Consider the following 24,609-nt stretch of genomic DNA (forward strand, 5'->3'; position numbering starts at 1 on the left):
CAACGGGAAACTTTGCGAATGGGTATCGTCGGTTTTGCGATCCGCAATGCGCGGCTCACGCTGTCCTTCATGATCTTCTTCATCGTGGCCGGCGCGCTGTCCTATATGTCCATCCCGAAGGAAGCCGAGCCGGACGTCCAGATTCCGATCATCTATGTCAGCCTGAGCCTTCAGGGCATCTCGCCCGAGGATTCGGAACGGTTGCTGCTGCGTCCGGTCGAGACGCGCATGAAGAGCCTTTCCAACGTCAAGGAAATGCGCTCGGCCGCCTTCCAGGGCGGCGGCTACGTGCTGGTCGAATTCAACCCCGGCGCCAATCTGTCGACGGCGCTGGAGGATGTCCGGGCCAAGGTTTCGGACGCCAAGCGCGACCTGCCGCAGTCGGCCGACGAGCCCACCATCAACGAGGTCAACCTTTCGGAATTCCCGGTTCTGGTGGTGACTTTGGCTGGCAACGTGCCGGAAAGGGCGCTGACGGCGGCGGCGCGCGACCTGCGTGACCGCATCGAAGAGGTTCCGGGCGTGCTCGAGGCCGATCTCGAAGGCGCACGCGACGATCTGGTCGAGGTCATCGTCGATCCGGTTAAATTGTCGTCCTATGGACTGCAGCTCGACCAGCTCATCGCCGGTGTCGGCGCCTCGAACAGCCTGGTTGCGGCCGGCAACATCGAGGGCGCCGAGGGCAAATATGCGGTCAAGGTTCCGTCGCTGATCGAGACGCCGGAAGATGTCGCCAACCTGCCAGTAATCGCCGGCCCGAACGCCGTGGTGCGCGCCCGCGACATCGCCACCATCCGCTCGACCTACAAGGACGCCGAGACGATCACCCGGCTCAACGGCAAGCCGGCCATCGCCATCGAAGTCAAGAAGCGCATCGGCGCCAACCTCGTCGAAACCGTCGACGCGGTGAAGGCGATCGCCGACGAATATGCCAAGAAGCTGCCCGAAGGCAGCGTCGTCTCCTACAGCCAGGACAAGTCGACCTCGATCCGCCAGTTGCTCGGCGACCTGCAGAACCATGTGATGATCGCCGTCATCCTGGTGTTCATCGTCATTCTCTATGCGCTGTCGGGTCGTGCCTCGCTGCTGATCGGGCTGGCGATCCCGTCATCGTTCCTGCTCGGCATATTGATGCTGTCGCTGCTCGGCTTCACGGTGAACATCGTGGTGCTGTTCAGCCTGATCCTGGCCGTCGGCATGCTGGTCGACGACGCCATCATCGTCACCGAATTCGCCGAACGGCGAATGACCGAGGGCATGGACAAGAAAGAGGCCTATGCGCTGGCCGCCAACCGCATGGCCGGGCCGGTCATCGCCGCGACCATGACACGCATTGCCGCCTTCTCACCACTGCTGTTCTGGCCGGGCATCGTCGGCGAGTTCATGAAATACATGCCGATCACGCTGATCGTGACGCTCGGGGCCTCGATGCTCTACGCGCTGGTGTTCACACCGACACTGGGCGCCATCTTCGGCAAGGCGCACAAGGAGCCGGAACACAAGGACGGCCTGTATATGGGCACGGTCAAGCTTGCCGTGCGCCATCCGATCATAACGCTGCTGCTGACGGTCGCGCTGCTGGTCGGCTCGGTCTACACCTATGTCCAAAAGGGCAATGGCGTCGAATTCTTCCCCAACGTCGAACCGGATTACGGCCTGCTCTACGTTCATGCGCGCGGCAACCTCTCGCTGGACGAGATGAACGCGGCCGTCGGCCAGGCGGAAAAGCGGATCCTCGGCTGGCCGGGCATCAAGTCGGTCTACACCCGCGCCGGCAAGGCGAAGGGATCGGCCAACAACGACGTCGCCGAGGATGTCATCGGCGTCATCCAGTACGAGTTCGTCGACTGGCGCCAGCGCAAGCCCGCCAATGACGTGCTTTCCGACCTGCGCGTTGCCATGGCCGGCATTCCCGGCGTCGATGTCGAAGTCAGGGTGCCGGATGCCGGCCCGCCGACCGGCAAGCCGATCCAGGTTCGCCTGTCGGCGACCGATCCTGCCGGCTTGAACGACAAGGCCCGCGAAGTGGCGAAGATGCTGAAGGCAGTGCCCGGCGTCATCGACATATCGGACGGCCTGCCGCCGCCCGGAATCGACTGGGCGCTGAAGGTGGACCGCGCCAAGGCCGCGCAATATGGTATCAGCCCAGCCTCGGTCGGCACGGTCGTGCAACTGGTCACCACCGGGTTGAAGCTGTCCGAGTATCGTCCGGCCGGGGCTGACGACGCCGTCGACATCAGGCTGCGGCTGCCCGAGGATCGCCGCACGCTGGCGACGCTGGACCAATTGCGGGTGCAAACCGCGCAAGGGTCGGTGCCGATCTCCAATTTCGTCAGCCGCGAACCCGAACTGACAACCGGCATCCTCAACCGCATCGACGCGCAGCGAACGGTCATCGTTCAGGCGAATCTGGCGACCGGCACCCAGCCGGCGGAGGCACAGGCAGAGGTCAAGAAGAAGATGGCCGAAATGGAGCTTCCGGGCATACGCTGGAAGCTCGCCGGCCAGGACGAGGAGTCGGCAAAAGCCTCGGCCTTCCTTGGCAAGGCCTTCGGCGCCGCGATCTTCATGATCTGCATCGTGCTGCTCATGCAGTTCAACAAGTTCACCAGCGTGCTGATGGTGCTGTCCTGCGTGGTCATGTCGACGATCGGCGTGCTGCTCGGGCTGCTGATCACCGGCCAGCCGTTCGGCATCGTCATGTCGGGCATTGGCGTCATCGCCTTGGCCGGCGTGGTGGTGAACAACAACATCGTGCTGATCGACACTTATGACCGGCTGCGCGAAGAGGGTTGGGACAAGATGGATGCGGTGCTGCAGACCTGCCGCGAGCGTGCCCGCCCGGTGGTGCTGACCGCCATGTCGGCTATCCTCGGCGTGCTGCCGATCGCCTTCGGCCTCGGCCTCGAAATCTTCCACCACGAGACGACGATCAACGCGCCGTCGACCCAGTGGTGGATTTCGCTGTCGTCGGCGATCGTCTTCGGCCTGTCCTTCGCCACCATCCTGACGCTGGTGGTGACGCCGGCAATGCTGATGGTGTTCACGCGCAGCAAGAACAGCCGCTTCTATGCGTTTTTCCGGCGGCTGTTCCGGCGCGACAAGAAGCCCGATGCGGTCGCAGGGCCGAGCCCGGGTCCGCTTGACGAACCGGCAATCGCCTTCCCGAAGGCCGCCGAATAGCGGCATTCGATCAGCCAGACAAAAAGGCCGTCCGGAACAACCGGGCGGCCTTTTGCATTCTTAGCCATGAGGGCAGTTCAAGGCGAGGGAATTTCCATGACGGTCAGCACCATTCTCATCATCATCCTGATCCTCATTCTGATCGGCGCCGTGCCGGCATGGCCGCATTCGCGGTCCTGGGGCTATGGTCCCTCGGGGATCGCCGGCTTCATCCTGGTGGTACTGCTGATCCTGCTCCTGATAGGCAGGATCTGAAGGTCGGGCTGTACCTGGCGGTCGTGCCAGCTCTTTCAGGCTGCGATCCTGTCTATGCCATCGAGTTTCAGATCGGCGATCGCCTGCCGGATGGCGTCGACTGGATCGGTGGCTGGCAACTTGCCAACGACCCGCTCCAGCTTTTCGCCGCTGAGCCCATGCGGCGTCCGCCAGAGGTAGGACATCTTGACGATTTCGCGCATCATCGGGCTGAACAATGCCGCCGCGCGCAACGCGATCCATGGCATGCCCTTCGATACCAGCTTGCGGCCGCTGGCGGCTTCCGCCGCCGCCTTCATCTGGTTGCCGGTCAGCGTGTGGCCGGCGAAATGGAACCGCTCGTAGACGCCCAGGCCTTTGCGCTTTTCGGCCAGCGCGACGAACGCTTCTCCGAGATCGGGCAGGTAGGCGAAGGCGTGCGGTATATCCATCGGCCCACCCCATGTGAAGATGTTCTTGCGCAGCTTCGAAAGGATGATCAGGTCGAGCCAGCTTTCTGGTCGCGTGCCGCCATAGAAGTCACCGGCTCGAAGCACGATCGTCTGGACGCCGCGCTCCTCTGCCTTCCTGCGGAAAAGCTCCTCCATCGCGATGCGGATTTCGGCCTTCTCCGTTGACGGGACTTCCAGCGCGTCCTCCGTGGTGCCAACACCGATGCCGTAGCCGAAATTGTAGACGTTCCCGGGCAGCATGTGGGTCGCGCCCGCGATCTCCGCCGCCGCAATGACGTTCTCGGCCATCGGCAAGACTTTCTCGGCCCATTCCGTGTAAAGCGGGTTCAAGGCGTTGAGGATGACATCGGCGCCCTTGCAGGCTTCGATGAGGGAGGCGCGGTCGGTGGCGTCCGCCTGAACGACCTCCACGCCCGGCGCCAGGGACGCTGCCTTGGCGTTGCGCGCCAGCCCCTTCACGCGCCATCCAGCGGCAACGAACGCACGTGCCGCTGCATCGCCAACCCTGCCAGCCGCACCCAGAACAACCACGGTCTGCATCTCTCTTCTCCTGTTTCCATCTTTCGGTGAGAGGAAGATCGGATATTTGCATGTGAATTGAAATTCGCTAGGATTGGCACATTGATATTCAATGATGAATAAGTGAGATGCCCGATCTCGACTGGAATTTGATCAAGAGCTTCGTCACCGTGGCGGAATCCGGCAGCCTGTCGGCCGCCGCGCGCAAGCTGGCGGCAAGCCAGCCGACGCTTGGCCGCCACATTGCCGAGCTGGAGCAAGAGCTTGGCGTCACGCTGTTTCGGCGCGGCCGGCGTGGCTATGCGCTGACGGAAGCCGGAAGCACGCTCTATGAGCGCGGCAAGATGGTCAGCGAGCAGGCGAGCGCCTTCTCGCTGATGGCGCTGGGTTCGACAGAAGCGATCGAGGGCACGGTCCGCATCGCCGCCAGCGAAGTGGTGGCGGCCTATGTGCTGCCTGAGATAACGGCGCGGCTCGGTGTGGAGGAACCAGGGGTCGAGGTCGAGGTCGTCGCCTCGAACCAGGTCGAGAATCTTATGCGCAGGGATGCCGATATCGCCATCCGCATGATCCGGCCGGTGCAGAATGAACTGGTGGCGCGCAAGGTCGCCGACGTTCCGCTCCGCGCCTGCGCGGCAAAATCCTATCTCGAGCGGCGCGGCTGTCCGCTTCGGCCGAGCGATCTGGTCGGGCACGATCTGATCGGCTTCGACCGCAGCGACGAGATCATCAGAGGCTTTGCCGAATTCGGCGTGCCGCTGAACCGCGGTAGCTTCCGTTTCAGGTCCGACAACCAGATCGTGCTGTGGGAGGCGATGAGGGCGGGAAACGGCATCGGCTTCGGCCAGGAGCCGCTGATCGAGCGCGACCCGCTGATGGAGACCTTGCTGCCGGGCCTGCCCTTGCCGTCGCTGCCGATTTGGCTCGCCATGCATCGCGATGTGCGCACCAGCGTACGCATTCGCCGCGTCGCCGATTTTCTCTACGAGGAACTGAAACGCTACTCGGCCGGCGCCGGAGCGAACTCAGCACGGTGAGCCAGTCCGGCCATCAGCAGCACGATGACCAGCAGCCCTGACAAAGCGACGAAGATCGGACCGAAGCTCGAGTGCTCGGCAACGAAGCCGATCGCCGTCGGCGCCACCAGAATGCCGGAATAGCCCATGGTGGTGACAACGCTCATGCCGGTGCCCGACGACATGCCTTCCTGGTTGCCGCCGGCGGAAAAGATGATCGGCACCATGTTGGCGATGCCGAAGCCGCAAAAGGCAAATGCCGCGATGGCGAGCCAGGGCGACGGCGCCAGGCCGGCGACCAGCATGCCGGCAGCGGCGACAAGCGCCGAAACGCGCAGCGTCATCACCGCGCCGAAGCGGTTGCGCACGCCATCGCCGAGGAAGCGCATCAGCGCCATGACGCCGGAAAAGGCGGCGTAGGCGAGGCCGGCGATGGCAAGGTCGGCGCCGAGTTCCTGGCGAAGATAGAGCGCCGCCCAGTCGAGCACGGCACCCTCGGAAATCATCGTCAGCAGCGCCATCAGCCCGACCAGATAGACCAGCGGATTTGCCGGCAGCGTGAATTTCTGATGCTCGGCCGCCGCCGGTTTGTCTTCGGCGATCAGATGACGGACCGCCACCGCGATCATGGCAAAGGCAATTGCCGTCACCACAATTGCGTGGGCGAGGTGGCCATAATTCTGGATGGCATAGCCGCCAAGCGCCCCGCCGGCGAAGCCGCCGAGGCTCCAGAAGCCGTGCGAGGACGACATGATGGCGCGCGACAATCGCCGTTCTACCGCCACCGCATTGGCGTTCATAGCGACGTCCATGCCGCCGATCGAACCACCGAAGATGAACATGGCGATGGCCGCCAGCGGCACATTGGGCGCCAGCGCCACGACCAGCAGGCCGATGCTGCCGCCCAGGCCGAACCAGCGCAGCACGGTGCGCGAGCCATGCCTGGAGATCAGATGCCCGCACCAGGTCATGGCCGCGACAGCGCCGGCGCCGAACAGGAGGATCAGCAGGCCGAGCGTGAACTTCGAGATATCGAGACGGGTCAGGAACACCGGGATCTGCGGCGCCCAGCTGCCGGTCAGGAAGCCATTGGCGAGGAAGATCGCCGCTACGGCCCAGCGCCCGCGAATGGCGCTCTGCATGACGTTTTGCGCGTCCATAAGGTCGAATCCGCTGCGGAATTGGCTTTGCGCGGCAAATTAGATCGATTCAATTTCCAGTCAAGCTCCGGTTGTGGGGAATGCTTGGACCAAAGGTTGAAACAGGACCGGGATCGTTCGTGCGGACTACCGCCTTCGGAGATTGGTAGGAGCGCCCCTCCCTTCGTCATCCACGGGCGGAGCAAGGAGCGTAGCGACGCAGCGCAGACCCGAGGATCCATGCCGTGACGTCTGTGCGATGCTAACGGTGCAGAACTCGGCTCTGGCGCGCGCGGCCATCATTCTGAACCGTTGTGCTCTTTGACGACCCTCATGGCATGGATCCTATGGTCTGCGCCGCGTCGCTTCGCTCCTTGCTTCGCCATAGGATGACGAACGCGTAGGCCCGAGCCAATCGCGGACGCCTGGTTGCCCGCAGGCATCGCTTGCCGGGCGCTAATGGTCCCTCGGCCGTCTTGCCTCGAATTCGGCCTTCTTGGCGTCGGAGGCTTCAGTCTGGTTCAGCGCCTGCCATTCGGCATAGGGCATGCCGTAGACGATTTCCCGCGACTGATCCTTGGAGAGATCGACACCTTCGGCGGTCGCGGCATCGCGGTACCAGTTGGACAGACAGTTGCGGCAGAAGCCGGCGAGGTTCATCAAATCGATGTTCTGCACATCGCTGCGCTCACGCAGATGCGCCAGCAGCCTGCGGAAGGCGGCGGCCTCGAAATCGCGTTGCTGCTCGTCGCTGAGTTTGGTCATCGAAACCTCCTTACCCAGAGACTATTTGGAAATTCTACTCTGGCGGCCATCTGATGGCGTTTTCTGTGCTTCCGGTGCTCACGGACCAATGTCCGCTGCGCTCCGGTTCTCGAAACACCACCATATGACTCGCCAGAGCGAATTTCGAAACAGTCTCTAGAGCGGCCCGGTGCGCGAGCCGAACATTTTCACCTGGTGTATATCGGGACGACGGTCGATCGCGTCAACGATCGGCGCCAGCCGTTCGGCCCATTCGAGCGCGCCCTTCTGGTCCGATATCAGGTCCTGACGGATCTCGATCAGCACATGGGCAAAACCGTTGACGATGGCATGCTTGAACATGGTGTCGCCGCGCAAGGCGCCGTCATAGGGCTCGTTGTCGCCGACGACGAGGGTCTTGTCGGCGGCAAGCATGTCGATCAGCGGCCGCGCCACGCGGTCGTCGAGGTCCCACAATATGCCGACATGCCATGGGCGCTCGACGCCCTGCATGGCCGGGGTGAAGGAATGCACCGAGAAGATGAAAGGCGCCTTCGCGGAGGCCTGCGCCACCGAGGCGATCATGGCGCCGACCGCGTCATGGTAGGGCCGGTAGAAGCGGTCCAGCCGCCGTTCCCGCTCTTCGGGAGCGATGGGATAGTTCCCCGGCACCAAGGTGCCGTCATAGAGTTGGCGAATGAGCGTCGGGTCGTCTTCGCCGCGATTGGGGTCGATCAGCAGCCGCGAAAAATTGGCGATCACCGCCGGCACGCCGAGCAGCGCCGCGAGTTCACGCGTCACCGCTTCAACGCCGATGTCGTAGGCGATGTGGCGCTCGAACTCCGCTGCCGGCAGGCCGAGGTCGCCATAGTCCTCGGGCAGGTCGCGACGGGCGTGGTCGGCCAGAAGCACGATGCCGCGCTTGCGGTCGCCTTCGACGATATCGAAAGGCGCGAAAACTGTGGATCGGGTCATCGGCGGAAGATGTCTGTTCGCTGGCTTCGGGGGAGGGTGGTATCGTCTTTCCACGAAGAGGACGCTTGCGCAATGCCGTTGTTTGGCCACGGTTTCTGCGAAAATCCGGCAAAGGGCGACAGACCACGCGCCGGAGGCCTTTCTAAATCGATTGGAATTGGACAAAACGGCGCGTTGACATGCGCCCGGACTTTTCCGAAAAGGGGCGTTGAGAGATGCATATGTGGTTCTTGAGGGGTTTTTGGATGGGTTCCGCCGGCAGGCCGCGCGTGCGCTATGCCTTCGCCATGCCGCTCCTGACCCTTACCATGGGCCTGTCCGCGTTGGTTGCGGCCTCGCCCGCCCGCGCCGACTTCCGCGTCTGCAACGCAACGCAGAACCTGGTCGGTGTCGGCATCGGCTACCGCGCCAAGGCCGGCTGGATCACCGAGGGCTGGTGGCACATCGAAGGATCGAGCTGCAAGACGCTGATCGAAGGTCCGCTGTCATCAAGGTTTTACTATCTTTATGCAGAAGACGCCGAGCGCGGCGGGCGCTGGGATGGCCCGATCAACATGTGCGTGGCCGAAAAAGAGTTCAAGATCGCCGGCGTAACCGATTGCGTCGCCCGGGGCTTCCAGCGCGCCGGATTCCAGGAATATGACACGGGTGAACAGGCAAGCTGGATGGTCCAGCTGACCGATGAGCCCGCAACGGGAGGCGCCCCAGCCGCCCCGGGAACAAACAGTCAATGAGACGTAGCCGTAAGGTCAAGATCCTCGCCACCATCGGTCCAGCCTCCTCGTCCGAGGAGATGCTGAAGAAGCTTTTCGAAGCCGGCGCCGATGTGTTCCGCATCAATATGAGCCACACCGACCACGATCTGATGCGCACGCTTGTCGGTCGCATCCGCGCGGTCGAGGAAGCGGTTGGCCGTCCGATCGGCATCCTCGCCGACCTGCAGGGACCCAAATTGCGCGTTGGCAAGTTCGCCAACGGCAAGGAGGTGCTGACTGTCGGCCAGACCTTCACGCTCGACAACAATCCGGAACCCGGCACGTCGACGAGGGTCTATCTGCCGCATCCCGAAATCCTGAGCTCGGTCGAGGCCGGTCATCGTCTGTTGATCGATGACGGCAAGCTCGAATTGAAAGCGGTGAAGAGCGACGGCAAGGCGATCGTCTGCACCGTCATTGCCGGAACCACCATTTCCGACAAGAAGGGCGTCAGCCTGCCCGACACCGACCTGCCGGTCGGCGCGCTGACCGACAAGGATCGTAAGGACCTCGATGCCGTGCTGGCCACCGGTGTTGACTGGGTGGCGCTGTCGTTCGTGCAGCGGCCGGAGGATCTGGCCGAGGCACGCAAGATCGCGCGGGGCCGCGCTCTGATCATGGCCAAGATCGAAAAGCCGCAGGCCGTCGCCCGGCTGGCCGAGATCATCGAACTCTCAGACGCGCTGATGGTCGCCCGCGGCGATCTCGGTGTCGAGATGCCGCTCGAAGCCGTGCCCGGCATCCAGAAGCAGATCACGCGCGCCGCGCGCCGCGCCGGCAAGCCTGTGGTGGTCGCCACGCAGATGCTGGAATCGATGATCACCGCACCGGTGCCGACCCGCGCCGAAGTCTCCGACGTGTCGATCGCCGTGTTCGAAGGTGCCGACGCGATCATGCTCTCGGCGGAGTCCGCGGCCGGCGCCTATCCGGTCGAAGCGGTGGCGATGATGAACCGCATCGCCACCAAGGTTGAGACCGACCCGACCTATGCCGGCATCATCAACGCCCAGCGCTCGGAGCCGGAAGCGACCGGCGCCGACGCCATCTCGCTTGCCGCGCGCGAAATCGCCGAGACATTGAAACTGTCGGCGATCATCACCTACACGGCGTCGGGCACCACCGGCCTGCGCGCCGCGCGCGAGCGGCCGCAAGTGCCGATCGTCGCGCTGTCGCCGATCCTCAACACGGCGCGGCGGCTGTCGCTGCTGTGGGGCACGCATTGCGTGGTCTCACCCGATGCGGTCGACCTCGACGACATGGTCGACCGTGCCTGCCGCATCGCGCTGGAGGAAGGGTTCGGCAAGCCGGGCGACCGCGTCATCATCACGGCCGGCGTGCCGCTGCGCACGCCCGGTTCGACCAACATGCTGCGCATCGCCTATATCGGCTCGGACTCGCAGGCCGGCCACTAGGTCGGCGCGAGTTCGGCCTCAGGCACTTTGAGGTCGGCGCATTTGCCGGCGCCATAGGCGTCGGCGGCGATCCGCGCTTCAACGGTCTTGGCCATCGCCTGCAGGTCCACGTTCTTGCCGGCCACCTTTTCGATCGCGCCGACGACCAGATCGGGCGCGATCCAGTCCGGCTTGTGGCCGAGATTGTGGACCCAGACCAGTTCGGCGCCGGGGATGTCGCGCACCAGCCCGACCGAATGGATCGTGGCATAGACCACCTTGTCGCGATCACCCGAGATAACCACGGTCGGCGCCTTGATCTCGCGGTAGTGCGGCGAGGCGTCGAGCGCATAGCGATACAGCCCGGCGACATCGGTGGCGTTGGCGCGGAAGGCCTCGGGTCTGAGCACCAGCGGGATGGAGGCCATCTCGACGTAGTTGTCCGGCACCTTGTTGGGGGCAAAAACGCAGGTGGTGGCGTCGTTCATCTGCAGTGTCCCCGCCGGATAGGTCAGCGTCTCGGAAAACAGCCAGCCGACGACCGGAAGGGTGGTCAAACTGTAATACCAGGACGTGGCGCCGCCCGGCCAGGGATGGCTGACGGGCGAAACGAAGACGAGGCCAAGCGTCTTGTCCTGGTGTTCGCGGCCAAAGGCTGTCGTCACGGCGCCGCCGAAGGAATGGCCGACGATCATGGCTTGTCTGATACCGAGATGGTCCATCAACGCCGCTATGGTGTTGGCCTGCGCCGACGGGGTCTCGTTGTTGCCAGGCCCACGCCCGGACCAGCCGTGACCTGGCCGGTCGAAGAAAACCATCTCGGCGCGGCCCTCGAGCAAGGGTCGCAGCGGCAGCATCTGGTCCCGGAGATTGGCACTGGCGCCGTGGATAAAGATGATCGGCGGCAGCTCGGCATTTTGCGGCGCGGGAACATGAACGTAGTGAATGCGGGCGCCATCGATGTCGGCAAATTCGCCGCTTGGCGGATTGCGGCGTTCGATCAGCCACGAGCCGGCGCGGGTAACCCCGACAAGCGTAAGGACAAGCGCCATCAGGAAGGCGAGCGCGGCGTAGATCAGGTTCATGGGGGATATACGGGCCGAAGCGGAATTAGTTCAGGGATATGCCGATATTCAGGTGAGGCCGGCTTGCGAATAGCTGGGCGATAGGGAGCATCAAATGCCTTCGCCGGCAAGCTCTTCCGAAAGCGTCGCGACCTGATCCTGGGCGCTGCGCATCATCGGATAGATGCCCAGCACCTTCTGCCAGGCTTCGAGCGCCGATTGTTTGTGACCGGTCGCCGCCATGATCTGCGCCAGGCCCGAAAGCGCGCCGAAATGGCGTGGTTCCAGTTGCAGCGTGTGGTCGATGTCGGACATCGACTTTCCAAAATTCTTCATCATGTAGTGCACGGTGGCGCGCCGGTTCCAGCCTTCGGCATAGGTCGGCTGCAAGGTCACCACCTGATCGAGGAAATCGAGCGCGACGTCGAATTTCTGGTTCTCGATCGCCTTCTGCGACCACAGCATCATCAGGTCGATCGAGGCGCTGCCGGATTGGAACCATTCGCTCCAGATGTGCCCGGCAATGCGCTCGGCGGCTTTTTCGTTGCGTTCGCGCTTCAGGTCGGCGAACAGCTGGTCGAGCCTGGCTGCCTTGGTCTCGGCAACCGGAGGATCGACCGGGTCGTCCGCCCACGCGGGCAGGACAGCGCTGGAGAGGAAAAGGGCGGTCAGAAATCCAAAAAGAATCCGCATCGCCGGAATCTAACCCCGGACGGCGGATCTTCAAACTGAAATTAGCGTGAAAGGGCCGGCAAGCCGGCAATAAACATCATGCGGGCGGAGGCAGAGAGCCTCCGGCCGAAAAACTCAACCCTGGCGCGCCTTGTAGCGCGGAGCGGTCTTGTTGATGATGTAAACGCGGCCCTTGCGGCGAACCAGCTGGTTGTCGCGGTGACGCGCCTTGAGCGCCTTGAGCGAATTCTTGATCTTCATGGTCTTGCCCGTCGGTCTGGGCCCGTCTCGGGCCGAATTATTAAGGCGCGCTCAGAAAGCGCGCCTTGAACTTGTGCGTGGCTCATAAACGAGGAGCCTTGTCCGTGTCAACCGCAAGCGTGCTCATAGACGATGGGAACGCCTCGCGCCATCAAATATCCGCCATCCGCACCTTGCATCCTTGCGCCACCTAGGCCCGGCTGGAATGATGCCGACGCCGCGAAGTGATTTGGAGACCATCATGCGCCGAATTTTTCTGCCTGCCTGTCTTGTGATCCTGGCGGCGGCCTCGGCCGCGCGTGCGGAAGATTGCGACCGCAACGACGACAGCCAGCAGATGATGAACATCTGTGCCAGCGAAGACTTCAGTGCGGCCGACGCGAAGCTCAACGAGACCTACCAGAACCTCATCGGCGCAAGTGATGCCAACACCGGGAAACTGCTGCAGACCGCGCAACGCGCCTGGATCGTCTTTCGCGACGCGGAGTGCGAATACACCACCGCGGGCAGTGAAGACGGCTCCATCCATCCGATGGAGGTTTCGGAATGCCTGACGCGGTTGACCAACGACCGCATCACGCAGCTTACCGCTGCTACGAACTGCGACGACGGCGATGCGAGCTGCGCCAGCCCCGACGAGGACGAGGGCGAAGGCGACGTCCAATAGTCCTGTTTTTCAGTTCCTGCGACTGATCCGGGTGAAGTGGCCCATCTTGCGGCCCGGGCGCGCCTCGGCCTTGCCGTAGAGATGCAGCATCAGATCGGGTTCGGCGAGCAGCGCCGGAACGCGCAGGATATCGTCACCGATCAGGTTTTCCATGACGCAGTCCGAATGGCGGCCAGGATTGCCGAGCGGCAGGCCGGCGACGGCGCGGATATGTTGCTCGAACTGCGAGACGGTCGCTGCGGCTTCCGTCCAGTGACCGGAATTGTGGACGCGGGGCGCGATCTCATTGGCAAGCAGCGAGCCGTCGGCAAGGACGAAAAACTCGACGCCGATGACACCGACATAGTCGAGCGCCGCGAGTATCTTTGCTGCCGCAGCTTGCGCTGCCGCAGCCGTCTCGAGCTTTATCCCGGCAGGCAAGGTCGAGCTGTGCAGGATGCCGTGGCGGTGGACATTCTCAGCCGGATCGTAGGCGGCGACAGCGCCGTCTTGCCCGCGCGCCGCGATCACTGAAATCTCGCGCTCGAAGGCGACGAAGGCCTCGAGGATCAGCGGCACGCCGCCCATTGCCTCGCAGGTGCCGGCAAAGCCGCCGGCTTCCATGTTGCGGAAGACGCGCTGGCCCTTGCCGTCATAGCCCATGCGCCGGGTCTTCAGGATGCCGCTGCCCTCGAATTTCTTCAGCGCCACCGTCAGTTCGTCGTCTGTGTCGACCGGGCAGAAATCAGCGGTGGGGATACCGATGCCGTTGAGGAATTTCTTCTCGGCGACACGGTCCTGTGCCACCTCCAGCGCCCGCGCCGGCGGATAGACCGGAACCTTTGCGGCAAGCGCGCTGGCGGCCGCGACCGGAACGTTTTCGAATTCGTAGGTGACGACAGCGCTGACTGCTGCCAGTTCCGCAAGAGCGGCTGTATCGTCATAGGCGGCCGTGATCTGCCGGTTGGCGACCTGTGCGGCCGGACAATCCGCTTGCGGCTCCAGCACCACGGTGCGGTAGCCAAGACGCGCAGCTGCCATGGCCAGCATACGGCCGAGCTGACCGCCGCCGATGATGCCGATGGTCGATCCCGCCGGCAAGCTCACGGCGTGTCCGTCGGCTCGGCGGCGACCTTGGCGGTCTGCGCGGCACGCCAGGCATCGAGCCGGACGGCGAGCTTGTCGTCGTAGAGCGCCAGCACGGCGGCGGCCAGCAGCGCGGCGTTGGCAGCACCGGCCTTGCCGATGGCCAGCGTGCCGACCGGAATGCCGGCCGGCATCTGGACGATGGACAGCAGCGAGTCCTTTCCGGACAGCGCCTTCGATTCCACCGGAACGCCGAACACCGGCAATGGCGTCATCGCCGCGGTCATGCCCGGCAGATGGGCCGCGCCGCCGGCGCCGGCAATGATCACCTTGTAGCCGGCCCCCTTGGCCCCCTTGGCGAAGTCATACAGCCGGTCAGGCGTGCGGTGGGCCGAGATGATCAGCCGGCGGTGCGGGATGCCCAGCGCCTCCAGCGTTTCGGCGGCATGGCGCATCGTCGCCCAGTCGGACTGGCTGCCCATGATGATGGCGACGTCGGCGCGGTGATCGTTCAAGCTTTTGCTCCCCGGCGGCAAAGGCGCGCATTAGCGGAATTCGCGCAAAGCCGCAAGGAACAAGCACTTGCCGGTCGAGACAAAGGTTTGCGGGGATCAGTCGACCCTGACGACGAAGTGCTTGGTCACCGGCTCGATGATCTTCCACGTGCCCTTGAAATCGGCTTCCACCACGAAAGCATCGCCGGGGCCGACTTCGACGGGCGTGCCGCCATCGGGGGTGATGATGATGCGGCCGGCGATCATGTGCACGAACTCATAGTCGCTGTAGGTCGCGTGATAGGTGCCCGGCGTCGCTTGCCATGTGCCCGACATGACCTTGCCGTCGGCGGTGGTGTGCCGGACGGCGGTCTTCATGGTCGGCTTGCCCTCGACCACGACCCAGCCCGCGAGATCACCGGCCTCCGCATTGTCGACGGCGCCGAATTTGAGGATGGTCTTGTTTGTCATGGTCGGGCTCCTGTGCCGGCATTGGCTGCCGGTTGATAGCCGATGCACCCGGTGCGGGCAACGCGGATGCGGTGCCTAGCATCGGTCCAGCCGGCCAGTCTAATCCGGCCAGCGCAAGGCGCCGGAAGACTCCTTGCGAGGGGACTTCATCGCGTCCTTGGGACGGTCGCGTGCGGTCAGCACGGCGCGCAGGCGTTCGGCGACGATCTCCGCCTCGCCTGGGTGAAGATTGCAGGGGTCGAGGAAGAAGTGGCCGCGCTCGACCTCGTGGTTGCGCACAATGATCGGCGGCGAGCCGGCGGCAAGCGCCGAGGCAAGTCCGGCGGCGCTGAAGCGACTTTCGGGTGAAACAAAGATCTGCAGCCGGTCGAGCGGATTGGCGGTCGGATCGGGAATGATGATTGCCGCGATGCCGGGCAGTCCCTGCAAGGCATCCTTCCAAAGATGTAGCGCTGCGTCCTCGCGCTGGCGGATGCCGGCATGGTCGCGTTTTTCCCAGACTTTCAGTGCCGTCATGGTGCCGGCGATGCTCTCCTTGCCGACCTTCATGGCGCGGGCCACGCCGCGGTTCTGCAGATAGGCGGTGCGCACCAGCTCCTTTCGTCCGGTGACGATGCCGCTGGTCGGGCCAGAGAGGAATTTGTGGCCGCTATAGACAACGATGTCGGCGCCGCGTGCCAGGAAGCCACGCAGATCGTATTCAGAGGCAGCGTCGACGATCACCGGCACGCCCTTGGCGTGGCAGATCTCGCAGAATTCCTCGAGCGACAGCATGCCGTACTGCACCGTGTGATGGGCAACGACATAGAGGCCGGCGGCGGTGCGTTCGTTGATCGCCTCGCGCACGTGATAATCCTGCGTGACGCTGACGGTGCCGGCGGGAATGGTCTTTGCTCCAGCCAGCCGGATCGACTGGTCGATCGGCGCGCCGTAATTGACGATGTGACCGAGCTGGACGATGACCTCCGACTTGAGGCCCTCGGTGTTGTCAGGCAGCCGCTCGATGGCGAGAAGGTTGGTGCCGGTCATGGTGCCGGCTATGGCCATGGTGATGCCGCTGGCGCAGCAAGCGGTGATGAAGCCGGCCTCACCGCCGGTGAGGCGGGCGATGACCGTGCTTGCGGCGCGCTGCAAATCATCCATCTCGACCCATTGCGAGGCGATTTCCGCCATCGCGCTGATCGCTTCCGGGACGATGATCGAGGCGCCGAGCGTCGTCATCGTGCCGGAGACATTGATGATCGGGCGCAGGCCGAGCCGTTCGCGGATTGTGGTGTTGGAGCCGTCAGCGGAATAGGTTTTCATCTCGGCAGATCCATTTCTTGCAAAGTCAGACGGCGATCTCGACGACCGCCTCGATTTCGACTGTGATGTTGCCCGGCAGCGAGCCGACGCCTATCGCCGAGCGGGCGTGCCCGCCGATACTATCGAAAACAGCGGCGAAAAGATCGGAGCAGCCATTGACCACCGTGGGGTGGTCGCTGAACGTCGGGACGGCATTGACGAAGCCAAGCAGCTTGACGATGCGGACGATGCGACCGAGGTCGCCGGCTGCGGCGTGCATGACGGCGAGCAGGTTCAAGCCGGTGAGACGGGCATGGTCATAGGCCTCCTCGACCGTGACGTCGTCGCCCACCTTGCCGGTGCAAAGCGTGCCGTCGGCGCGCAACGGCCCCTGGCCGGAGAGGAAGATCAGCCGTCCGCTCTCGGCATGGGTGACGAAATTGGCGATCGGTGTCGGCGGCTCGGGCAGCGTCAGGCCCAGTTCGGCGAGCCGGATGTAAGGCGTCATAAAAGGCTCCTTGCGGCTTCTCTTTGTTCTACGCAACTCCGGACGGAAAACCGCTTACACTTTTCCTGGAGTTGCTTTTGGGTCGCCGTCCGATGTCAGAAATGCGAGGCGCGGAAGCGCGCCAGGAAGCTGCGTAGGCGCTCGTTGTCGAAGCCCTCCGCCAGGATCTCGGCAGGCGGGCCTACGGCGCTGACGCCGCCATCGGCCATGAAGACGATGCGGCTCGAGGCGTCGCGGGCAAAGGCCATCTCGTGGGTGACCATCAGCATCGTCATGCCGTCCTCGGCTAGGCTGCGCACGACCTCGAGCACCTCGCCGACGAGCTCGGGATCGAGCGCCGAAGTGATCTCGTCGAGCAGCAGGATCTTTGGCTCCATCGCCACGGCACGGGCAATGCCGACGCGCTGCTGCTGGCCGCCGGAAAGCTCGGCCGGCAGGCTGTCGGCCTTGTGGGCGAGGCCGACCCGGCCGAGCCAGTGTTCGGCAATGGAGCGCGCCTCGGCCTCGCTTTTTCCGCGCACCTTGCGCAGGCCAAGCATGATGTTGCCGGCGGCGGTCAGATGCGGAAACAGGTTGAAGCCCTGGAACACCATGCCGGTCTCGGCGCGCATCGCCGCCAGGTCGCGCTCGCTGCGGCGCTGGCGTGTTCCCGCCTCGCGGTAGCCAACCTCCTTGCCGTCGATGCGGATGGAGCCGCTGTCATAGCTCTCGAGAAAGTTGACGCAGCGCAGCAGCGTGGTCTTGCCGCTGCCGGACGGCCCGATGACCGTCACCACCTCGCCGCGTGTCACCTCAAGGCTGACGGAGCGCAGCACGGCGACGGTGCCGAAGGCCTTGGAGACATCGCGGACTTCAAGCAGCGCGGGGCTGGCGTTTGTGGCGTCGGACATCGTGCTATTCCCGAATGAAGGAGAAACGCCGCTCCAGCCGCCGGCTGGCCAGCGAAAGGGCGTAGTTGACGGCGAAATAGATGAGCGCGCCGAGGATATAGAGCGGCATCGCCTCATAGGTGCGGCCAATGACCTGGTTGATGGCCTGCATCAGGTCGGTGATGCCGAGCAGCGAGACCAGCGCGCTGCCTTTGACCGCATCGGTGACGCCATTGATCCATGGCGGCAAAAAGCGCCTGAAGGCCTGCGGGAAGATCACATAGGTGAGCCGTTGGCGAAAGGTCAGCCCGATCGCCATCGCCGCTTCGGATTGCCCCTTCGGGATGGAGCCAACCGCACCGCGCAAATACTCGACGACTTGCGCCGTCTTGAACAAAGTGAGCGCCAGTACGGCTGCCCAGAACGACGCCAGATGAATGCCGACAGCAGGCAAGCCGTAATAGACGAAGAAGATCAGCACCAGGATCGGGATGCCGCGGATGGTGTCGCTGAAGGCGCGCACGACCCAGCGCAGCGGCGTTGGGCCGTAGACCAGGCCGACGCCCATCGCCACGCCGGCGATGAGCGACAGCACCACGACCAGCAGCGACACCCACAAGGTGACGGCAAAGCCCTGGGCGAGGAAAGGCAAGGCGTAGAGGATCTGGGTGAGCATGTCAGCGTGCCGCCCTGAATCGGCGCTCGACGAGGCGCAGTGCGAAAAGCAGCGCATAGCCGGTCAGCAGGTACATCGCCGTCGTGACCAGGTAGACCTCGACGATGCGGAAGGTGTTGAAGTTGATCCATTGCGCGCCGTAGGTGAGTTCGGGCACCGAAATGACCGACGCGATGGACGTATCCTTGAACAGCGAGATGAAGGTGTTGGAAAGCGCCGGCAGGGTTATGCGCAGCATCGTCGGCAGGCGCACATGCAGCAGCCTTTGCCAGGGCGTCAGGCCGATTGCCTTGCCGGCGTCGAGCTGTCCGCGCGGCACCGCTTCGAGCCCTGAGCGAAACACCTCGACCAGATAGGCGCCGCTATAAAGCGACAGCGTGGCGACGAACGAGGTCTGGGCGCTGTAGGCGAGATCGACGACCGTCGGCAGCCCGTAGAAGACCAGGTAGACGAGCAGGATCAGCGGCACGTTGCGGATGAACTCGACATAGGCGGCGATGATGCCCCGCACCACGCGCCCGGCCGACACATACCAGACAGCCAGAACCAGGCCGATGATGATGCCGATCGCGATCGAGATGACGGCGAGCTCGAGGCTGAGCAGTAATCCGCCCCAGAGCTTGTCGAAATGCCGCCAGATCAGGTTGAAGTTGAGGGCATAGCCCATGCGTGCGCCTTCGTGCCAAGGGCCGTCGGGAGATGGAAGGGCGCTGGACGCGCCCCTCCATCCGATACAGGTCAGATGGCCGGGAAGCCGGGATGGCGAGCCGGCGGCTCCTGTCCGAAATAGTCCTTGAACGCGGCGTCGTAGAGTGCGTTTTCGTGGCCGAACATGGCGATGGTGAAGGTCGAGTTGACGAAGGTCAGCCAGTCGAGGTCGCCCTGCCGCAGAGCTGCGCCATAGAGCATGCTGAGCCAGCTCTTGCCGGCGTCGAAGTATTTGTCCGGATTGCGCGAGGCAAGCCAGCGCACCGTGGACAGATCGACGGCGGCGGCGTCTACACGCTTCGATTCCAGCGCCTGCAGCACGTTGGCCTGGGTATCGATCTGCATGACCTGGCATTCCGGCAGGACCGAATGCACCTGTGCCTCGGCATCGACATTTTGCAGGATGGAGATGCGCGTCGCGGCACCACCGGCAAGCAGCTTGTCGAAGGTCTTGTTCTCGGCGGTGGGAAGGCTCAGCAGGGCGACGCCCTCGACGTAATAGGGCCTTGAGAAGTTGACCAGCTGCGAACGCTGGGCGCTCATGGTCATGAACTGGATGGTGATGTCGACCTTGTTGGTGGTGACGTTTGGAATGCGCTGCGCCGGGTCCTGCATGACGAATTCGACCTTGGTCGGATCGTCAAAAAGCCCCTTGGCCAGAATCCGCCCCATGGTGATGTCCATGCCGACGAGCTCACCGGCGTCGTTTTCGAAGTGCCAGGGTGCGTTGGTGCTGCCGGTGCCGACGATCACCTTGCCGCGATCGAGAACGGTGCGCAGCAGGCTGTCGGGTGCGGCCTGGGCCGCCGCCTTTCTAACATCGACCGCGGTTGCCGCGCTCATCACGCCGGCCGTTGCCAGTCCGGCCATGCCCAGCTTCAGAAAATCACGTCTCTTGGATGTGTCGTTCACTGCGACCTCCTTTTCGTGTTGTGTTCCCCTTTGCAGACACATGCGTCAGCTGATTTCGCTAAATTGTCTCTTACAAAAGACACATGTATCCTATACAAGACAGATACTAACACGGGGAATCGACAATGCAAGATGGCAATGGCCTGGCGGCCGTTTCGGATATCGGTGCGGACGAAGACAGGATTTCGGGCTCCCGCGAGAAGGGCCTCACGCGGGTGCTGCAGATACTCGAGTTCCTGCACACGACCCAGCGGGCCATCGGCATCGGCGACCTCGCCAAGGGGGTGGGCGCGCCGCGCTCGACGACCTACACGCTGGTGCGCTCACTGGTCGATGCCGGCCTGCTGGAAATGGCCGGCGACGGCAATCGCGTCTATTTCGGCAAGAAGCTTTATCTCTACGGAATGGATTATGTCCGGGGCAACGACCTGCTCAGGCGAGGCCGCCAGGAGGTCGACAACCTGTCGCGCGAGACCGGCGAGACCTCCGAATTGTGCATGCTGCAAAGCGGCCGCTACACCATCGTCCACTCAAGCCCGGGCACCAGGCCGTTCCGCATCAGCTCGGCCACGGGTTTGCAGATCCCGCTGCCGTGGACCGCTTCCGGGCGGCTGCTTCTGGCGGGTTTCGAACGAGCCGTGATCGAAGGCATGGTGTCCGAAGATGACCTCGTGCTGCCGGATGGCCGCAAGCTGAAGCTGGACGACTTCATCGCCGACATCGCTGTCGCGCAGACCACGGGCTATTGTGTCACGTCGGGCCTTGTCGACGCCTACACCAAATGCCTGGCCGCGCCGGTGCTTTCGGCGTCCGGCAAGGTCGAGGCGACGATGTGCCTGGTGGTGCCGATCGACACCTCGACGGAGAAAACCGGCGAGCTCATCACCCTGCTGCGTGAACGCGCAAGGAAGCTTTCGATCGCGGGATAGGCCGCTTTGTCCGGGCGCGCCCGGCAAACGCGGTTCAGGCAATGATGTCGGGGATGATCTTGTCTTCCAGCGCCATCAGCCGGTCCTTCAGGAACAGCTTCTTCTTCTTCATGCGCTGGATCTGCAGGGGATCACAGCCCATGGCGATCATCGCATTGATGGCCGCATCGAAATCGGCGTGTTCTTGCTTCAGCCGAGAAAATTCGAGGCGGACATCAGCCTGTTCCTGGTCGGACATTATCTACCGTCTGCACGTCTGCGGCGCCCAAAATGGGCCTCATTGGGCGGGACCGGCGTCTTTTTGCAAGCCGGCGCGCAGCCCATATCACATTTCACATTGTCGTGGAATGCTACCACGCAGCATTCGACATCGATGCCGGATGGTGGCAGACTGTCACCGTGCCGTCACAGAAGCGAGCCGGCGGTGGACGCGCTTTGGCGGCTGCAATCGAGGAAACCATGAAAGGGAGAACCAATCATGTCTCTTGCTTCCCATCTTGATGAGTTGCAGCGGAAACACGGCGACATCGAACGCGAGATCGATGATGCAATGAACCATCCATCGGTCGACGACCTCGAAATCGTGAATCTCAAGCGGCGCAAGCTGGCACTCAAGGACGAGATTGAAAAACTGAAAGCGACGAAGCCGACAACCCATTGACGTTTCACAGCTGAGATAGCCGCTTCTCGCGGTGAATTGTCTTGCCGGCGGCAGGTGCTGTCGCCGGAAGTGGTTGTGTTCGACGCCAAATTTCCAACATCCATACCTCTGGCTGCGCCGCCGCGAAAGGCTGCGTGCCTGGATCGCGCGAGCAATTTGATCGCCCAGTGGCGACCTGTCGCCATTGACAAGCCATCTTTGCTCCTCCACCTCATGCCCGGACCTTCCAGATAAAGGCGGCCGGCCATGACCGGATATTTTTCTTCTCCCTTCCCGCGCCGCACATCGGTCGGCGTCGATGTCGGCGGCGTGACCGTCGGCGGCGGTGCACCGGTCGTCGTGCAGTCGATGACCAACACCGACACCGCCGATATCGACCAGACTGTCGCGCAAGTTGCGGCGCTGCATCGCGCCGGCTCCGAGATCGTGCGCATCACCGTCGATCGCGACGAGAGCGCTGCCGCCGTGCCGGCCATTCGCGACCGCTTGCAGCGGCTCGGCATCAACGTGCCGCTGGTCGGCGATTTCCATTATATCGGCCACAAGCTCCTGGCCGACCATCCGGCCTGCGCCGAAGCGCTGGCAAAATACCGCATCAACCCCGGCAATGTCGGGTTCAAGGACAAGAAAGATCGGCAGTTCGCCGCGATCGTCGAGATGGCGATCAAATATGACAAGCCGGTGCGCATCGGTGTCAATTGGGGTTCGCTCGACCAGGAGCTGCTGACCCGGCTGATGGACGACAACCAGGCGCAAGGGTTTCCGCTGACCGCGCAGGAAGTGACGCGCGAGGCGATCGTGCAGTCGGCTATCCTGTCGGCCGAGATGGCTGAAGAAATCGGCCTTGGCCGTGAAAAAATCATCCTGTCGGCCAAGGTCAGCGGCGTGCAGGATTTGATCGCTGTCTACACCGAGCTTGCCACCCGCTCCAACCATGCGCTGCATCTTGGCCTGACCGAGGCCGGCATGGGCTCGAAAGGCATCGTCGCCTCGTCGGCCGCCATGGGCATCCTGTTGCAGCAAGGTATCGGCGACACCATCCGCATCTCGCTGACGCCGGAGCCGAATGGCGACCGCACCCGCGAGGTGCAGGTGTCGCAGGAGCTTTTGCAGACCATGGGCTTCAGGCAGTTCGTGCCGATCGTCGCCGCCTGTCCAGGCTGCGGCCGCACGACCTCGACCGTGTTCCAGGAACTCGCCCAGAACATCCAGGCCGATCTCAGGAAGAACATGCCGGTGTGGCGCGAGAAATACCCGGGCGTCGAAAACCTCAAGGTCGCGGTGATGGGCTGTATCGTCAACGGCCCCGGCGAATCCAAGCACGCCGACATCGGCATTTCGCTGCCCGGCACCGGCGAGACGCCGACAGCGCCGGTGTTCGTCGACGGCAAGAAGGCGGCGACGCTGCGCGGCCCGTCGATCGCGGCCGATTTCGAGAAAATGGTCGCCGATTATATCGATCAGCGGTTCGGCCAGCACGGCAAGGCCGCAGCGGAGTAGAGGATGCAGCGTTTCCTCACGGTGACGCTGGCTTTGCTTTGCACCCTGGGCTGGGTGACAGCCGTTCAGGCCGATCCACCGCAATCCGCCGCCAAAAGGTTGATCGGCCGGGTCTGCGACCTGATCGAGACCCATGCCGACCAGAACGGCTTGCCCAGGGATTTTTTCGCCCGGCTGATCTGGAAGGAAAGCCGCTTCGATCCGAACGCGGTCAGCCCGGTCGGCGCCGAAGGCATTGCCCAGTTCATGCCGGGCACCGCCAAGATGCGTGGCCTCGCCAATTCCTTCGACATTGCTCAGGCGATCCCGGCCTCGGCGAAATACCTCGCCGAAATGAAAACCGGTTTTGGCAATCTCGGCCTGGCGGCCGCCGCCTACAATGCCGGCGAAAGCCGCGTGTCGCGCTGGCTAAGCTCCGGCGGCTTCCTGCCGATGGAGACCGAAAGCTATGTTTTCGACATTATGGGCGAGCCGGCCGACAAGTTCACCGACACCGCCTATGCCGGCACCATCCAGCCGCTCGACAGGAAAGCGCCCTTCGCCGTCGCCTGCCGCAAGCTGCCGGTGATCATGTCGACAACCGTGGCGATGGCGTCGATCAACATCAAGCCATGGGGCGTCCAGGTCGCCGGCAATTTCCGCCGCGGGGCGGCGATCAATCAGTGGGTTCGGGTCAGGGGCCGGTTTCCGGCTCTGCTTGGCGACCATGATCCGGTGGTCAGCCGGGTGCGTACGCCGATCGGCCGGCGCGGCATCTATGCGGTCCGCATCGGCGTCGACGATCGCGCCGCCGCCAACGTCATCTGCCAGAAACTGCAGAGCATCGGCGGCGCGTGTATCGTCGTGCGCAACCGGTAAAACTTCGGAAGGGTTCGCGTTGCAGATGATCGCCAAAATCATCCTGCTCAATGGTGTCGGCAGTGCCGGCAAGAGCTCGATCGCGCGAGCCCTGCAGACACTGACCGCTGAGCCTTTCCTGCACGTCCAGATGGATGCCTTCATCGACATGCTGCCGGAGGCGCTTCAGGATCATGCCGAAGGGTTCTCCTTTGAGACGGTGCTGGAAGACGGCAAGCCGTCGGTGGTGATCAGGAGCGGGCCGGTCGGCGCGCGAGCCATGCGCGGCATGCGCCACGCCATCGCCGCCATGGCCGGGCAAGGCAACGATCTCATTGTCGACGACGTGATCTTCAATGACGAGATATCGGAGTATGTCGGGCTGCTGTCGGATTTCGACCTGTATCTGGTCGGGGTCATGGCGCCGCTGGCGGTACTCGAGGCACGGGAAGCCGCGCGCGCCGACAGGTTGCCAGGGCTGGCGCGCCGGCAGTATGAACGCGTCCACAAGGGCATTCGCTACGATCTCGAAGTCGACAGCAGTTCCGCCACGCCGTTGGAATGCGCCAGACGCATCCAGGAAAAGTTCCAGCTATAGGTTG

At 63.5% G+C, this 24,609-nt stretch carries 28 protein-coding genes; 11 read left to right on the plus strand and 17 right to left on the minus strand.

The genetic code is table 11. The features are described 5' to 3' along the window. The first annotated feature begins 18 nt into the window (after nucleotides 1–18). Complete coding sequence (locus AC1DX6_RS23655; RefSeq protein WP_477317810.1) at nucleotides 19–3,183, plus strand: efflux RND transporter permease subunit; 3,165 nt, start codon at nucleotides 19–21, stop codon at nucleotides 3,181–3,183. Between the two features lie 96 nt (nucleotides 3,184–3,279). After that, nucleotides 3,280–3,438, plus strand: a complete 159-nt coding sequence (locus tag AC1DX6_RS23660; protein ID WP_477317812.1) for a DUF3309 family protein — start codon at nucleotides 3,280–3,282, stop codon at nucleotides 3,436–3,438. Between the two features lie 35 nt (nucleotides 3,439–3,473). Here the strand turns inward: AC1DX6_RS23660 and AC1DX6_RS23665 are convergent, their stop codons facing one another. Continuing rightward, nucleotides 3,474–4,430 (minus strand): NmrA family NAD(P)-binding protein, encoded by a 957-nt coding sequence (locus AC1DX6_RS23665; protein WP_477317814.1) that lies wholly within the window; start codon nucleotides 4,428–4,430, stop codon nucleotides 3,474–3,476. Nucleotides 4,431–4,537: 107 nt separating this feature from the next. On the opposite strand from AC1DX6_RS23665, the gene AC1DX6_RS23670 reads away from it, so the two are divergent. Beyond that, nucleotides 4,538–5,446 carry a LysR family transcriptional regulator gene (locus tag AC1DX6_RS23670; protein ID WP_477317816.1) on the plus strand — a complete coding sequence of 303 codons (909 nt, stop codon included), beginning with the start codon at nucleotides 4,538–4,540 and terminating at the stop codon, nucleotides 5,444–5,446. Here AC1DX6_RS23670 and AC1DX6_RS23675 read toward each other — a convergent pair. The 3 genes from AC1DX6_RS23675 to AC1DX6_RS23685 all read right to left on the minus strand — a co-directional run bounded on the left by AC1DX6_RS23675 (nucleotide 5,410) and on the right by AC1DX6_RS23685 (nucleotide 8,283). Then, nucleotides 5,410–6,585 (minus strand): MFS transporter, encoded by a 1,176-nt coding sequence (locus tag AC1DX6_RS23675; protein WP_477317818.1) that lies wholly within the window; start codon nucleotides 6,583–6,585, stop codon nucleotides 5,410–5,412. The two genes, AC1DX6_RS23670 and AC1DX6_RS23675, sit on opposite strands and share 37 nt — an antisense overlap. Nucleotides 6,586–7,020: 435 nt before the next feature. Continuing rightward, nucleotides 7,021–7,329, minus strand: a complete 309-nt coding sequence (locus AC1DX6_RS23680; protein ID WP_477317820.1) for a DUF1244 domain-containing protein — start codon at nucleotides 7,327–7,329, stop codon at nucleotides 7,021–7,023. Between the two features lie 156 nt (nucleotides 7,330–7,485). Further along, nucleotides 7,486–8,283 (minus strand): N-formylglutamate amidohydrolase, encoded by a 798-nt coding sequence (locus AC1DX6_RS23685; protein ID WP_477317822.1) that lies wholly within the window; start codon nucleotides 8,281–8,283, stop codon nucleotides 7,486–7,488. Nucleotides 8,284–8,570: 287 nt separating this feature from the next. On the opposite strand from AC1DX6_RS23685, the gene AC1DX6_RS23690 reads away from it, so the two are divergent. After that, nucleotides 8,571–9,017, plus strand: coding sequence for a DUF1036 domain-containing protein (locus AC1DX6_RS23690; protein ID WP_477318297.1), 447 nt, complete (start codon nucleotides 8,571–8,573; stop codon nucleotides 9,015–9,017). Further along, on the plus strand, nucleotides 9,014–10,450 hold the full coding sequence (pyk, locus tag AC1DX6_RS23695; RefSeq protein ID WP_477317824.1) for a pyruvate kinase: 1,437 nt from the start codon (nucleotides 9,014–9,016) through the stop codon (nucleotides 10,448–10,450). The genes AC1DX6_RS23690 and pyk overlap by 4 nt, the downstream gene beginning before the upstream one ends. Here pyk and AC1DX6_RS23700 read toward each other — a convergent pair. The 3 genes from AC1DX6_RS23700 to ykgO all read right to left on the minus strand — a co-directional run bounded on the left by AC1DX6_RS23700 (nucleotide 10,447) and on the right by ykgO (nucleotide 12,426). Further along, a complete protein-coding gene (locus AC1DX6_RS23700; RefSeq protein ID WP_477317826.1) occupies nucleotides 10,447–11,514 on the minus strand; it encodes an alpha/beta fold hydrolase in 1,068 nt (355 codons plus the stop codon). The genes pyk and AC1DX6_RS23700 overlap by 4 nt on opposite strands. Before the next feature lie 90 nt (nucleotides 11,515–11,604). Then, nucleotides 11,605–12,186, minus strand: a complete 582-nt coding sequence (locus AC1DX6_RS23705) for a tetratricopeptide repeat protein (protein WP_477317828.1) — start codon at nucleotides 12,184–12,186, stop codon at nucleotides 11,605–11,607. A 114-nt stretch (nucleotides 12,187–12,300) separates the two neighbouring features. Beyond that, nucleotides 12,301–12,426 carry a type B 50S ribosomal protein L36 gene (ykgO, locus tag AC1DX6_RS23710; protein WP_006327841.1) on the minus strand — a complete coding sequence of 42 codons (126 nt, stop codon included), beginning with the start codon at nucleotides 12,424–12,426 and terminating at the stop codon, nucleotides 12,301–12,303. Nucleotides 12,427–12,631: 205 nt separating this feature from the next. Between ykgO and AC1DX6_RS23715 the strand changes: the two genes are divergently transcribed. Further along, nucleotides 12,632–13,093 (plus strand): lysozyme inhibitor LprI family protein, encoded by a 462-nt coding sequence (locus AC1DX6_RS23715; RefSeq protein ID WP_477317830.1) that lies wholly within the window; start codon nucleotides 12,632–12,634, stop codon nucleotides 13,091–13,093. Nucleotides 13,094–13,102: 9 nt separating this feature from the next. Here the strand turns inward: AC1DX6_RS23715 and AC1DX6_RS23720 are convergent, their stop codons facing one another. The 9 genes from AC1DX6_RS23720 to AC1DX6_RS23760 form a co-directional block, all read right to left on the minus strand. Continuing rightward, a complete protein-coding gene (locus tag AC1DX6_RS23720; protein WP_477317832.1) occupies nucleotides 13,103–14,179 on the minus strand; it encodes a 5-(carboxyamino)imidazole ribonucleotide synthase in 1,077 nt (358 codons plus the stop codon). Next, nucleotides 14,176–14,673, minus strand: coding sequence for a 5-(carboxyamino)imidazole ribonucleotide mutase (gene purE, locus AC1DX6_RS23725; protein ID WP_477317834.1), 498 nt, complete (start codon nucleotides 14,671–14,673; stop codon nucleotides 14,176–14,178). Before purE ends, AC1DX6_RS23720 begins: the two co-directional genes overlap by 4 nt. A 96-nt stretch (nucleotides 14,674–14,769) precedes the next feature. After that, nucleotides 14,770–15,123 (minus strand): cupin domain-containing protein, encoded by a 354-nt coding sequence (locus AC1DX6_RS23730; protein ID WP_477317836.1) that lies wholly within the window; start codon nucleotides 15,121–15,123, stop codon nucleotides 14,770–14,772. Nucleotides 15,124–15,222: 99 nt separating this feature from the next. Beyond that, nucleotides 15,223–16,428, minus strand: a complete 1,206-nt coding sequence (locus tag AC1DX6_RS23735; protein ID WP_477317838.1) for an aminotransferase class V-fold PLP-dependent enzyme — start codon at nucleotides 16,426–16,428, stop codon at nucleotides 15,223–15,225. Nucleotides 16,429–16,453: 25 nt separating this feature from the next. Next, nucleotides 16,454–16,915, minus strand: coding sequence for a RidA family protein (locus AC1DX6_RS23740; protein WP_477317840.1), 462 nt, complete (start codon nucleotides 16,913–16,915; stop codon nucleotides 16,454–16,456). 95 nt (nucleotides 16,916–17,010) lie between these two features. Further along, nucleotides 17,011–17,805 (minus strand): amino acid ABC transporter ATP-binding protein, encoded by a 795-nt coding sequence (locus AC1DX6_RS23745; RefSeq protein WP_477317842.1) that lies wholly within the window; start codon nucleotides 17,803–17,805, stop codon nucleotides 17,011–17,013. Between the two features lie 4 nt (nucleotides 17,806–17,809). After that, nucleotides 17,810–18,460, minus strand: a complete 651-nt coding sequence (locus AC1DX6_RS23750) for an amino acid ABC transporter permease (protein WP_477317844.1) — start codon at nucleotides 18,458–18,460, stop codon at nucleotides 17,810–17,812. A gap of 1 nt (nucleotide 18,461) precedes the next feature. Further along, nucleotides 18,462–19,127, minus strand: coding sequence for an amino acid ABC transporter permease (locus AC1DX6_RS23755; RefSeq protein WP_477317846.1), 666 nt, complete (start codon nucleotides 19,125–19,127; stop codon nucleotides 18,462–18,464). Nucleotides 19,128–19,198: 71 nt separating this feature from the next. After that, nucleotides 19,199–20,080, minus strand: a complete 882-nt coding sequence (locus AC1DX6_RS23760) for a transporter substrate-binding domain-containing protein (RefSeq protein WP_477317848.1) — start codon at nucleotides 20,078–20,080, stop codon at nucleotides 19,199–19,201. 125 nt (nucleotides 20,081–20,205) lie between these two features. Here AC1DX6_RS23760 and AC1DX6_RS23765 point away from each other — a divergent pair, with 125 nt between their 5' ends. After that, nucleotides 20,206–21,009, plus strand: coding sequence for an IclR family transcriptional regulator (locus AC1DX6_RS23765; RefSeq protein WP_477317850.1), 804 nt, complete (start codon nucleotides 20,206–20,208; stop codon nucleotides 21,007–21,009). Between the two features lie 34 nt (nucleotides 21,010–21,043). On the opposite strand, the gene AC1DX6_RS23770 is transcribed toward AC1DX6_RS23765, so the two are convergent. Beyond that, nucleotides 21,044–21,247 carry a YdcH family protein gene (locus AC1DX6_RS23770; RefSeq protein ID WP_258606863.1) on the minus strand — a complete coding sequence of 68 codons (204 nt, stop codon included), beginning with the start codon at nucleotides 21,245–21,247 and terminating at the stop codon, nucleotides 21,044–21,046. Nucleotides 21,248–21,487: 240 nt separating this feature from the next. On the opposite strand from AC1DX6_RS23770, the gene AC1DX6_RS23775 reads away from it, so the two are divergent. The 4 genes from AC1DX6_RS23775 to AC1DX6_RS23790 all read left to right on the plus strand — a co-directional run bounded on the left by AC1DX6_RS23775 (nucleotide 21,488) and on the right by AC1DX6_RS23790 (nucleotide 24,605). Then, nucleotides 21,488–21,670: a YdcH family protein gene (locus tag AC1DX6_RS23775; protein WP_477246239.1), complete on the plus strand. Its 183-nt coding sequence runs from the start codon at nucleotides 21,488–21,490 to the stop codon at nucleotides 21,668–21,670. 246 nt (nucleotides 21,671–21,916) lie between these two features. Continuing rightward, on the plus strand, nucleotides 21,917–23,170 hold the full coding sequence (gene ispG, locus AC1DX6_RS23780) for a flavodoxin-dependent (E)-4-hydroxy-3-methylbut-2-enyl-diphosphate synthase (protein ID WP_477317852.1): 1,254 nt from the start codon (nucleotides 21,917–21,919) through the stop codon (nucleotides 23,168–23,170). 3 nt (nucleotides 23,171–23,173) lie between these two features. Beyond that, the gene (locus tag AC1DX6_RS23785; RefSeq protein ID WP_477317854.1) at nucleotides 23,174–24,028 is read left to right on the plus strand and encodes a transglycosylase SLT domain-containing protein; all 855 of its coding nucleotides are present in this window, start codon (nucleotides 23,174–23,176) and stop codon (nucleotides 24,026–24,028) included. 25 nt (nucleotides 24,029–24,053) lie between these two features. Next, nucleotides 24,054–24,605, plus strand: a complete 552-nt coding sequence (locus AC1DX6_RS23790) for a chloramphenicol phosphotransferase CPT family protein (RefSeq protein WP_477317856.1) — start codon at nucleotides 24,054–24,056, stop codon at nucleotides 24,603–24,605. Nucleotides 24,606–24,609 lie beyond the last annotated feature (4 nt).

It is taken from the genome of Mesorhizobium sp. P2_C4 (assembly GCF_056404575.1).